General features: G+C 32.1%; 9 protein-coding genes. 8 read left to right on the top strand and 1 reads right to left on the bottom strand.

Annotation, left to right across the window (positions count from 1 at the left end; genetic code table 11):
- Nucleotides 1–1,678: leucine-rich repeat domain-containing protein (locus SPJ17_RS07270; protein WP_321094198.1), on the top strand; the 1,678-nt coding region annotated here is incomplete at its 5' end.
- 38 nt (nucleotides 1,679–1,716) lie between these two features.
- Here the strand turns inward: SPJ17_RS07270 and SPJ17_RS07265 are convergent.
- The gene (locus SPJ17_RS07265; protein ID WP_321094195.1) at nucleotides 1,717–2,322 is read right to left on the bottom strand and encodes a Crp/Fnr family transcriptional regulator; all 606 of its coding nucleotides are present in this window, start codon (nucleotides 2,320–2,322) and stop codon (nucleotides 1,717–1,719) included.
- Nucleotides 2,323–2,408: 86 nt separating this feature from the next.
- Here SPJ17_RS07265 and SPJ17_RS07260 point away from each other — a divergent pair, with 86 nt between their 5' ends.
- The 7 genes from SPJ17_RS07260 to SPJ17_RS07230 all read left to right on the top strand — a co-directional run bounded on the left by SPJ17_RS07260 (nucleotide 2,409) and on the right by SPJ17_RS07230 (nucleotide 11,235).
- Entirely contained in the window at nucleotides 2,409–3,416 is a 1,008-nt protein-coding gene (locus SPJ17_RS07260) for an MqnA/MqnD/SBP family protein (RefSeq protein ID WP_321094192.1), read from the top strand.
- The gene (locus SPJ17_RS07255; RefSeq protein ID WP_321094189.1) at nucleotides 3,397–4,149 is read left to right on the top strand and encodes a hypothetical protein; all 753 of its coding nucleotides are present in this window, start codon (nucleotides 3,397–3,399) and stop codon (nucleotides 4,147–4,149) included. The genes SPJ17_RS07260 and SPJ17_RS07255 overlap by 20 nt, the downstream gene beginning before the upstream one ends.
- Nucleotides 4,150–4,378: 229 nt before the next feature.
- A complete protein-coding gene (gene pnp, locus SPJ17_RS07250; protein ID WP_321094186.1) occupies nucleotides 4,379–6,547 on the top strand; it encodes a polyribonucleotide nucleotidyltransferase in 2,169 nt (722 codons plus the stop codon).
- A gap of 84 nt (nucleotides 6,548–6,631) precedes the next feature.
- Nucleotides 6,632–7,717: a lysylphosphatidylglycerol synthase transmembrane domain-containing protein gene (locus SPJ17_RS07245; RefSeq protein ID WP_321094184.1), complete on the top strand. Its 1,086-nt coding sequence runs from the start codon at nucleotides 6,632–6,634 to the stop codon at nucleotides 7,715–7,717.
- Nucleotides 7,718–7,754: 37 nt separating this feature from the next.
- Nucleotides 7,755–9,044 (top strand): O-acetylhomoserine aminocarboxypropyltransferase/cysteine synthase family protein, encoded by a 1,290-nt coding sequence (locus SPJ17_RS07240; RefSeq protein WP_321094182.1) that lies wholly within the window; start codon nucleotides 7,755–7,757, stop codon nucleotides 9,042–9,044.
- A gap of 97 nt (nucleotides 9,045–9,141) precedes the next feature.
- Nucleotides 9,142–10,602 carry a hypothetical protein gene (locus SPJ17_RS07235; protein WP_321094179.1) on the top strand — a complete coding sequence of 487 codons (1,461 nt, stop codon included), beginning with the start codon at nucleotides 9,142–9,144 and terminating at the stop codon, nucleotides 10,600–10,602.
- Between the two features lie 3 nt (nucleotides 10,603–10,605).
- Nucleotides 10,606–11,235, top strand: a complete 630-nt coding sequence (locus SPJ17_RS07230) for a hypothetical protein (protein WP_321094176.1) — start codon at nucleotides 10,606–10,608, stop codon at nucleotides 11,233–11,235.
- The last annotated feature ends 216 nt before the right edge of the window (nucleotides 11,236–11,451 follow it).

The following is an 11,451-nucleotide window of genomic DNA, read 5'->3' as shown; positions in this document are numbered from 1 at the left end:
AATAGTAACAGTACAGGATGCTATACCAGATAGTGCATTTTATAATTGTGATTTGATTGAAAAGATAGAAATACCAGAAACAGTAACCAGTATAGGTTCTTATGCATTTTACAATTGTTCAAAACTTAACCAATTAAATAGTACTACGATAGGAGAGGCAATTCTCCCAACAGGAGTAACAAATATAAAGTCATATGTTTTCTATTCTTGTAGTGAAATCGAAAAGGTTAAATTTGGAGATGTGACCTATATAGGCTCTTATGCATTCTATAATTGTGTAAACATAGAATATTTCTATGGTGATACACAATATAAATTAGAATTACCTGAATGTTGTACATCGATTAGTGATTATGCATTCTATAATTTAAAACTTATGACTGAGGTTGTGGTACCTGATAGGGTAACAGAGATAGGAAAGTTTGCTTTTTATGGTATGAATATTTTAGAAAGCATAACTATACCATTTATAGGAAGAAATTTGACTACAACAAATAGAATAGAATCTGTATTTGGATATATATTTGGATATATAGATGTTGGTAGTAGTAGTTATAAAACTTCAGATAGTGATTCTACATATCAAGGATATTACGCAAGTGCTCCAAATCATTTTTATTGCTATTACATTCCAAAGAGTTTGAGAAATGTATCAGTAACAGTACAGGATACTATACCAGATTATGCATTTTATAATTGTGATTTGATTGAACAAATATATCTTGTGGATTGTATTGAAAGTGTTGGAACAAATGCGTTCTATAACTGTAATGCAACGATTAACTATACTATCACCCCAACTAAGAGTAGTGTATGGGATGGAATACATATTGCAGATGCTTATCATGGTGGTACTGGAACAGAATCTGATCCATATCAAATTTTTAAACCAAAAGAATTTGTGTATTTTATAAATCAGGTGAATTCTGGAGTTGATTATTCTAATGTGTATTTTATGGTAACATCAGATTTAGATTTTGGAAGTAAACAGATTGATTTAATTGCATCAACGGAAGAAAAAGCATTTAATGGTATTTTAGATGGAAACAAACATGAGATTAGAAACTATGTTTTGAATGCTACATATAATACATTTAATGGATTATTTGGTTATGTTTCAGGAACAATAAAAAATATTGGTTTTAAAAACAACTTAACAATTTCTACTACATCAACAGATGATATATATAATGGAATGATTGTTGGAAAACTTTCTGGAAGATTAGAGAATGTTTATGCAACTGGAACTCTTAATGTTTCAACTAGCAAATTAGGATATACTGGTGGATTGGTAGGCTATAATGAAGGCGTAATATTAAACTGTTATTCTGATATAGAAATAAATGATACTAGTAGTGAAAATAAAGCATATGCTGCAGGATTAGTAGGTTATAATGCTGGAACAATTAGTGGATCAATTGCTTATGGAAATGTAAGTGCGAAAGGCTACGTTGAGAAGTTTAGTTATGCTAGTGGACTGGTTGCGTTTGATAATGAAGGCACTGTTTTAAATTCATTTAGATATGAAGGCCAAAAAATAATGAATTTTGATGTTGAATCAGAGTCTTACAACTCACAAGGAGAATCTAGTTCATTAGAAGAAATAATGTCATATTGTAGCGAAAATTGGGATAATACAATTTGGAAATTTGATAGTACACGTCCTTTTTTCCTATAAAAAGTAAATAATGGCTAAGCGATTTGCTTAGCCATTATTTACTTTAATAGTTTAATTAAATTTTTATTTTTATACAAGAAACCTTCATTTTCAAGTCGAGTAAGTGTCCTTGAAACAGTCTCTCTAGGGAGATTGATTTCCTTCGCTAAGGAGGCAACAGATTCAAGGATGCATGTTGAATTGGTAGCATAGTTTTCTAAATAATAAATAACTCTATTTAATGCATTTTTATGGGATAATAGCTTAACCTGTTGCTTGATCTCATAGGTCTCTTTGGAAATAAAGGATATATATGCTTCTAAGAATTCTTTATTCTTATGCATTAAATCTAGCATCATTTCTTTGGATATTTTTATTAATGCCACATTGCCTTTGGCAATTACATCACCTAAGTATTTTCCATTTTCTTGGAAAATTAAGAATTCACCAAAAAAATTATGCTTTACAAGTAAGCTAATAACCTCAATGGATCCACTATAGGATAATGTGTTGATTTCAACTTCACCATCTAAGATATAGCAAATGTCTTTGCATAGACTTCCTTCATTAAAAATAATATCCTTATTCTTATAGAATAATGGAGTAATTTCCTTATCCTTTATAAGTTTTTGAAATGTGGCAAAAATAACTTCATTATAATTCATAAAAGCCTCCATGTGTGACAAATATCACACTATTTTTATTATAAATTGTGTATAATGAAAAAGCAATAAAAAAAGGAGATTTTAAAATGAAAAGAATTGGAATATTATTTGGATTAGCAGCTATCGGCTTACTTGCTTCTTGTGGTAATGAAGCAAATACAACTACAGAAAAGAAGGATGAAACTACAACAGTTTCTACAACTATAGAAACAACAACAGTAGTACCTACAACAACAGTAGATGACACACCTGTATCTATCATTTGTCCATCAGGTACTCCTGCACTAGGCTTAGCAAATTATTACGACAGCGTAGATGGTGCATCCTTTGAAATCGTAAATGGTGCGGAACAGCTTGTTGCTGCATTTGGTACAAAGAGCCATGATGTTATTGTTGCACCGGTAAACTTGGGTGCAAAATTCTATAATACAAATGAAGATTATGTATTAGCTAAAACATTCGTATGGGGTAATTTATTCTTAGCTTCTAAGGCTACCTTAACTTCATTTGAGGATATTGACAATAAAAAACTTGTTGTATTTGGTAAGAATTCTACACCAGATATTCTTACTAAAATATTAATTAAGGAAAAGAATTTAAATGTTGAGATTGAATATGTAGATGATGTTGCATCTGCGAATTCACTTCTTGTTGCAGGTACTGCAGAATATGTTATTACTGCAGAACCAGCAATTTCTAAAATTAAGGATGCAAAGGGCATTAATGTAATTGATTTACAGGATGAATATAAGAAAGTAACTGGTAAGGATTCTTATCCTCAGGCTGGTATTTTCATTAAAAAAGAAGCAAAAGAGGATAGTAAGGTATTAAATGCAGTTGATGCTTTAGTAAATAGTGTTAAGGATGCAGTAGAAAACCCTGCGGATACTGCTTTGAAGGCAGTTGCTATGCACAAATCCTTTGAGACTTTAGGTGAGGCTGTATTAACTAAGGCAATTCCTAATTGTCATTTCATTGTTATGGATCATGATAAAGAATCTGAAGCTGTAAATAAGTACCTACAGTATATGATTGATTTAGGATTTGGAAAACAGGCTGGAGATAAGCTTCCAAATGAAGAATTCTTCCTATAAGCATATTGGAATATCTGTATCTGTCATTATTTTACTCATCATTATTTATCAAATATTTACTATCCTGAATCAAGATGACATCTTTTTCCCTGGAATTAATGATATTTTCGCTAAATTAGGCGAAATTATAGGCTCAAAGGATGCAGTATTATTACTTACTTTGCTCGGTAAAATTCTAATCGTTTTAGTTGCGTCCTTCCTAATTAGTCTATTTATTCATTTTATAAATTATGTGTTTAAATACAATGTGGATATTGTGAATCCGATTATGTTTATTATTAAGGCATGTCCATTCGCAATTGTATCGGTTTATTTATACATATTATTATTCAAAAATAAAGAAATTATACCCTATATTGTATGCTTTTTAGTCGTATTTCCTGTAGTATATGAAGGAGTTAAGCAAGCCCTATCCATAGATAAGGATATCGTATCCGAATTATCCTTATTACCTGGTCCAAGATATATGAAATATACTAGAATCTATGTACCACTTGCAATATCCCCTATGCTGATTACCTTACTTCAGGGTATAAGCTTAGGTGTAAAGGTAATGGTTATGGCAGAATATATTTGTAGCTTGAATAATTCTATAGGCTTAATCATTAATAATGCGAAGCTTGAGCTTGATTTTTCAACGATTCTAGCTTGGCTAATACTACTTGTAGTTCTAATTATTATCTTTGATGTAGGCATTAATTTACTAAAGAAGAAGATGGATTCTTTAAAATAGTAATATTGAATATATGTCGTATGGCATCAGCATTTTGCTGATGCTTTTTATATATAAACTAAATTTATAAACATGGCAAATGTTATAAAGATAATTTATATAAATTCTTTGCTAAAACTTATAAAAGTTTAATTTTTGTTTTTTGCTTTCAATTTATCTTAAGTGTGGTATAATGAATATGTTTGAGATAAAAAAAGATAGAAGAGTAAATTAAGGAGAAAAATTTAACATGAGTGAAGTTAAACGTTTCGAATACAATTGGGCTGGTCGTCCACTTGTTATTGAAATCGGAGAAGTGGCAAAACAGGCAAATGGTGCATGCTTAGTTAAGTATGGCGATTCAACAGTTTTATCCTGTGCTGTATCTAATAATGTTGCATCCACTGCTGACTTCTTCCCATTAATGGTTTTATACCAGGAAAAATTATATGCTGCAGGAAAGATTCCTGGAGGATTCTTAAGAAGAGAAGGTCGTGCAACTGAGCATGAAACATTAGTTTCTAGATTGATTGACCGTCCTATTCGTCCATTATTCGCAGAAGGATTTAATAATGAGGTTCAAGTAATTAATACAGTATTATCTAGTGATCCTGATTGCACAACTGCAATGGCAGCTATGCTAGGTTCATCGATTGCATTAATGATTTCTGATATCCCATTTGAAGGACCTATCGCTGGTGTAGTTGTTGGTAAGGTTAATGGTGAATTAATCATCAACCCAACTCCAGAGCAGCTAGAGGTTTCTGAAATTAATTTAACTGTTGCAGGTACACATACTGCAATTAACATGGTTGAGGCTGGTGCTAGATTCGTATCTGAAGATGATATGTGGGAGGCACTTAAGTTTGGTCATGCGGAAATTCAAAGATTATGTGAATTCGAGCAGGAGATTGTTAAGGAATGTGGTAAGGAAAAGTATGTTCCTACATTATTCCAAGTAGATCCTGAAATCGAAGCACAGGTTAAGGCTTATGCTGAGGAGAATATGATTAAGGCTATCCGTGTTGAGGATAAGCTTGAAAGATATGCTGCCATCGACAAGGTTAATGAAGATACATTGGAGGAATTTGGCAAGAAGGTATTCGTTAAGGACTTAGGTGATATTAAGGTTGAGGATACTGAGGCTAAGGCATTATATTTAAAGAATGTACAATATACCCTTGATGAAATCTTACACGGTGAAGTAAGAAGAATGATTGCTGTGGATAAGATTAGACCTGATGGAAGAGCTGTTGATGAGATTCGTCCATTATCCTCTAGAGTAGATGTATTACCTAGAGTTCATGGTAGTGCATTATTCACAAGAGGTCAGACGCAGTCCTTAGGTACTGTAACCTTAGGATCATTAAATGACAATCAAATTATTGATGGCTTATCGGATGAATCCTATAAGAGATTTATGCTACACTACAATTTCCCACAGTTCTCTGTAGGTGAAACTGGTAGATATGGTGCTCCAGGTAGAAGAGAAATCGGTCATGGTGCACTTGGTGAGCGTGCATTATCCTATGTTATTCCATCCGAGGATGAATTCCCATATACCATCCGTGTTGTATCTGAGATTTTAGAATCGAATGGTTCATCTAGCCAGGCTACAATTTGTTCTGGTACATTAGCTTTAATGGCTGCAGGTGTTCCTATTAAGGCTCCTGTTGCAGGTATTGCTATGGGCTTAATTATGACAGATGATGAGCATTATACTGTATTAACGGATATCCAGGGTATGGAGGATCACCTAGGTGATATGGACTTCAAGGTAGCTGGTACTCGTGATGGTATTACTGCTTTACAGATGGATATTAAGATTAAGGGTATCACATACCAGATTTTAAAGGAAGCATTAGCACAGGCTAAGAAGGGTAGACTTGAAATTCTAGACCACATGGCAACAACCATTGCTTCCGTTCGTCCTGAATTATCTCCATATGCACCAAAGGTTGTTATGGCAAGAATTAATCCAGATAAGATTAAGGATGTTATTGGTTCTGGTGGAAAGACAATCAACGCTACAATCGAAAAATTCGATAATGTTAAGATTGATCTTGAGCAGGATGGTAGATTATTCGTAATGCACAGCAATATGGAAACCGCTAAGGCTTGCTTAGAATATATAAAGAATTCTATTCGTGAGGCTGAGGTTGGTAAAATCTACACAGCTAAGGTTACTCGTATTGAAAAGTATGGTATTTTCTGCCAGCTATGGGAAGGTGCTGAAGGCTTATGTCATATTTCTAAGCTAGCACTTGAAAGAGTTGAAAAGCCAGAGGATGTTGTTTCTGTTGGTGATGAAATCATCGTTAAGTGTATTGGTGTTAATGAGAAGGGTCAAATTGATCTATCTCGTAAGGATGCACTTAAGGATGCTCAAAAGAGATTCGCTAAGAAGGAAGAAGAATAAGATTATGCGATGTGGCAAATGGCCACGTCGTTTTTCTTTACAAATCTTTAAAGAATTGTACAATAGAATAAGAGGAGGGATAATATGTCCAAAAAGAAGATTATATTTAATGTGATATTCTTTATCGTTGTTACAGGACTAACCATATTTTATTTAATCTCCTCAAATGTGATTACTAGTATTAAGGAAATTGGTAAGGTTCATTGGTGGGGATTTATATTAATTGTTGGAATCTTATTTTCCTATGTTAGCCTGGATTGCTTCATCATTTATAGAAATATGAAGCAAATAAAGCCTGAATCGAATTATGGGCAAGCTTATGGCTTATATTTCATGGGGAATTTAGGCTCTAATGTAACTCCATGGAAGAGTGCTCATTTTCCAATGATTGGATATTATTTAAAGAAAAAAGGATTTAATACAGAAGAAAATATATCTGTCATGGCAACGAACCAAATGATATATTCAACGATATTACCTGTTTTATATACCATTTTCTTTATATATTCTATAATAAGGAATCAAACTCTAATGGTTGGAGATTTAAATGTTCCTTTATTTATCTTTTGCTTAGTAGGTATTATAACGAATGTTGGTTATTTTACTGCCTTAATGCTTATGATGTATAATTTAAGATTTCAAGCATTTATATTAAAAATAGAGGTAAAGATATTAAAGAAATTCAAAAAGGAATTTGATCCAAATTCTTTTACTGTTGAAAAACAAAAAAAGATGGAAATCTATAAAATTAGCGCGAATCGAATGTGGTCTAATTTTAAATATAATATTCCATCCTATATAGCTTATGTTTTGTTTATGCTATTGTCCTTTGGACTTCCTTATATTATTTATTTAGTCATTACCCAAAATGGCTTTAAAATAGAAGAATATATGTATTGCTTCTTACTTTGTCAAGCATCAAGCTATGTAACAAATATTATTCCATCTCCTGGTGGAATTGGAACGGCAGAATTTTCCTTTTTAACTGTGTTTCAAGCCTTCATGGGAGATGCTGTAAATTTAGCTGTAATCTTATATAGGTCAACAACCTTCCTGTTCTTAGTTCTTATTGACTTTATTTTCTTTACAATATTCTTAATGAAGAATACTTTGGAAAGAAAAAAAGAAATAGATGGAAAGAATTTAAATAATAGTTTTAAAAATGAATGATTTTGTGGTATAAAATAATACTTGGAGGATTATGAAAATGAGTAATTTTAAAATGAATACAAAATGTGTACAATCTGGATATAGACCTGGTAATGGTGAACCAAGACAGGTACCTATTATTCAGTCAACTACCTTTAAATATAATACGAGCGAGGATATGGGTAAATTATTCGATTTAGAAGCCGAAGGATACTTCTATACAAGACTTCAAAACCCAACGAATGATTATGTCGCAGCTAAAATTTGTGATATGGAGGGTGGTACTGCTGCAATGCTTACATCCTCAGGTCAGGCTGCAAATTTCTTCGCATTATTCAATATTTGTGAATGTGGATCTCATATTGTTGCATCCTCATCGATTTATGGTGGTACATTCAATTTAATTGCGGTAACTATGAAGAAGATGGGTATCGATGTAACCTTTGTTTCTCCTGATGCAACAGAAGAAGAAATTGATGCCGCATTTAAGGAAAATACAAGAGCTTGCTTCGGTGAGACCATCGCAAACCCAGCATTAACTGTATTTGATATTGAAAAGTGGGCTAAGATTGCACATAAGCATGGTGTACCTCTAATTGTAGATAATACCTTCCCAACTCCAGTAAACTGTAGACCAATTGAGTGGGGTGCAGATATTGTAACCCATTCAACAACAAAATATATGGATGGTCATGGTGCTGGTGTAGGTGGTGCTATCGTTGATTCTGGTAAATTTGATTGGATGGCACATAAGGATAAATTCCCAGGCCTTTGTACTCCAGATGAGTCCTACCATGGAATTACCTATGCAGAAAAATTTGGTAATGCAGGTGCATTTATTACAAAATGTACTGCACAATTAATGAGAGATTTTGGTTCTATTCAATCTCCACAGAATGCTTATTTATTAAATTTAGGATTAGAATCCTTACATGTACGTATTGCACGTCATGTAGAAAATGCACAGGCTGTTGCTGAATTCCTAGAAGCAAATCCAAAGGTTGAATATGTAAATTATTCTGGATTAAAATCCAATAAGTATTATAAGCTTGCACAAAAATATCTACCTAAGGGCGGATGTGGTGTTGTATCCTTTGAGCTTAAGGGTGGAAGAAGTGCGGCAAGCCAGTTCATGTCTCAACTTAAGCTAATTGCAATTGAGACACATGTTGCTGATGCTAGAAGCTGCTGTTTAAATCCAGCATCCTCTACACACCGTCAATTGACCGATGAGCAATTAAAGGAAGCAGGTATTCCTGCAGGTTTAGTACGCTTATCCTGTGGTATTGAGGATAAGGAAGATTTAATTAAGGATATTAAACAGGCTTTAGATTCTATTAAGGATTAATTTATTATTTTTGATTAAGAGAGAACCATTTCTCTCTTTTTTGTTGCATATTTTTTGGGGGAGGATATAATTAAATTGGAAGGTGGTGGATTTTAAATTGAATACTATATTGAAAAGAAGTATGTTTTTTCTTGTTTTGTTTTTAAATTTGACATTGCTTTTTTCTATAAGTGGCTATGCACATTCTATTTCAACGGATTATTGTTTAGATTCTATGACTGTTTCTAACGATAATAGAAATATTTTTAATTTAAAATCAAATGAGTTACATTTGAATACTTCAACTACTGGTTATTTTCATAATCCATATGCCAAAACATATTTTTTGTTTGATTCAAGCGAAAGACAATTTATCAAATTAAATTATTCTGGCCCAATGTCAAAACTAAAGATTTATAATTTCTATTACTATAATTCTAACGATTATTTATTTTATTCATCACAAATTTCTTATGATCAAGATATCATTTATTGCGATGCGTTTCAAATCTATGTTCTAGAATTTGAAAGTAACACTTATAATACTGGTTCATTTACTTTATTACCGCAAAAGGTAACAAGCACCAATCTTACAACGCATGAAAAGTATTTCATGCATATAGAATATGATACCTCATCAACCTTTGGATATAGATATGATGTAGAATATAAGAACTTGGATTTAAATAATGCAACATCTACAACTGAATTTATTAATCTAGAAGGTGGAGTTACAAGTTATTTAGATTTAATTACAGATACATTAAATTTTGGACTATCTAATGATTCAAGACGATTGGTTTCAAATCCTAGTGAGCTTCAATATAGTGCAATAGCTTATGCAAATACGTCTTGTAGATATGTTGATTCTTCAAATTCAGTTATACATTCCTATAGAGGTACAGGTACATTTGTGGATGAAACAACTGTTTTATCTTGTGCTCATTTATTTTATAACCAAATAAATAATCCAGCTGATTATTATAATGGCAATACAGCTATACCACATAATGCAGATTTTTATCCTGGTGCAAATTCATATTACAATTCTTCAAACTGGCATCAAAATTTTGGAATCTATAAAGGAACAGATACATATTTACCTGTTTCATATATTTTATTCGATGATTCTAAAATGTTGCAATTCGGATTTGATTGGTCTATTACGTTAACAAATAATGATATCGATGGTATTTATGAACATTCATATATGAAAATGTATTATTTTACGAGCAATACACATTATCAAGCTCAATCTGCAGGATATCCGGCATTGGTGAATTGTCCAGCAAACGATATTGGAAAATATGATCATACGATGTGGGCATCATATCCATTATTTAATACAGTAAATACTTCCTCTGAATCAAATAATGTTTTAACTTCAACGGATATTATTTCTACAGGTGGGAATAGTGGTGGTCCTGTTTATGTGTATATAACAACGGTTTATGAAGGGCAAGTGATTCGTTTTGCTTCCATATTGGGCATATTAGATGGAAGATTTTTAGAATATCCATCAGGAATTATTTGTCGAATGCGTCCAGTAATTATAAATTTATATAGAGAGGTGATTTAAAATATGAAAAATAAATTATATGCTATTTTAGGATTATTAACTGTATTTTTCACTTGCTCTTGTACGAGTGTATTTGCAAATAATAATACGAATGATACGAATGATACGAATGTATCAGATGTATATGAGGAATATGTAACTACGGATATGAAAGTTTCCTTTAAATATACAGAATTTGGTTATGATCAAGTGGAGATAGATGAGAATGGAAAAACAAAGTCGTTCAATTTTGTAGTTATGGGTGGCGCATATTTATATTGCTTAGATTCAAAATATATATTCATGAATTGCCCGGTTCAATTCGCTGATGGTGATACAGTAAGATTAACATATAAAAAAGATTATGTTTTTAAAAATCATCTTATACCAGAGGATTTTGTAAAAATCGAAAGAATAGATACAGCATCTATAACTAAAGTAGAAGATGACTTAATCATTAGAGATGATAATGGTACAATTAAAGACATTAATGTGGATTATAAAAAAGAGAATAGGATTGCCTATGAATCAATAAGTAATTGCGTTAAGTTTGAAGATTATTCCTATTCTGGAGATATTTATATGTCCGTTTCTTCGGATTCTAAAGGAGAGGCACATTGCATTTTCTATTCGTTTCATCCTCATCAAAGTTAAGTATATACAAAAAGAACTATAGAATAAGGTAAAAAATATGCTAGATAATAATCCTTTTAAGGATATATTAGAGTGCTCTATGGGTAGCGAAAAGAAAGCTTAGTGTTAAGAAAATTAGAATTTAGCATATGAGCTTCAATAATAAATTATAATTTAAGAAATAGGGTAGAGGAAAGAAAATAGTCTTTGCCCCTCCCATTGCACCGTACGTACGGG

This window comes from Anaeroplasma sp. (assembly GCF_034179385.1).
Taxonomy (GTDB): Bacteria; Bacillota_I; Bacilli_A; order Acholeplasmatales; family Anaeroplasmataceae; genus Anaeroplasma.
Note: the sequence above shows the minus strand (reverse complement) of the source record. Positions and strands in the feature narration are given on the sequence as shown.

What these genes read in the sequence shown, in the direction of transcription:
- SPJ17_RS07230 (WP_321094176.1), top strand. Translation starts at nt 10,606, where the DNA reads ATGAAAAATAAATTATATGCTATTTTAGGATTATTAACTGTATTTTTC.
- pnp (WP_321094186.1), top strand. Translation starts at nt 4,379, where the DNA reads ATGAGTGAAGTTAAACGTTTCGAATACAATTGGGCTGGTCGTCCACTT.
- SPJ17_RS07265 (WP_321094195.1), bottom strand. Translation starts at nt 2,322, where the DNA reads ATGAATTATAATGAAGTTATTTTTGCCACATTTCAAAAACTTATAAAG.
- SPJ17_RS07245 (WP_321094184.1), top strand. Translation starts at nt 6,632, where the DNA reads ATGTCCAAAAAGAAGATTATATTTAATGTGATATTCTTTATCGTTGTT.
- SPJ17_RS07255 (WP_321094189.1), top strand. Translation starts at nt 3,397, where the DNA reads ATGAAGAATTCTTCCTATAAGCATATTGGAATATCTGTATCTGTCATT.
- SPJ17_RS07260 (WP_321094192.1), top strand. Translation starts at nt 2,409, where the DNA reads ATGAAAAGAATTGGAATATTATTTGGATTAGCAGCTATCGGCTTACTT.
- SPJ17_RS07240 (WP_321094182.1), top strand. Translation starts at nt 7,755, where the DNA reads ATGAGTAATTTTAAAATGAATACAAAATGTGTACAATCTGGATATAGA.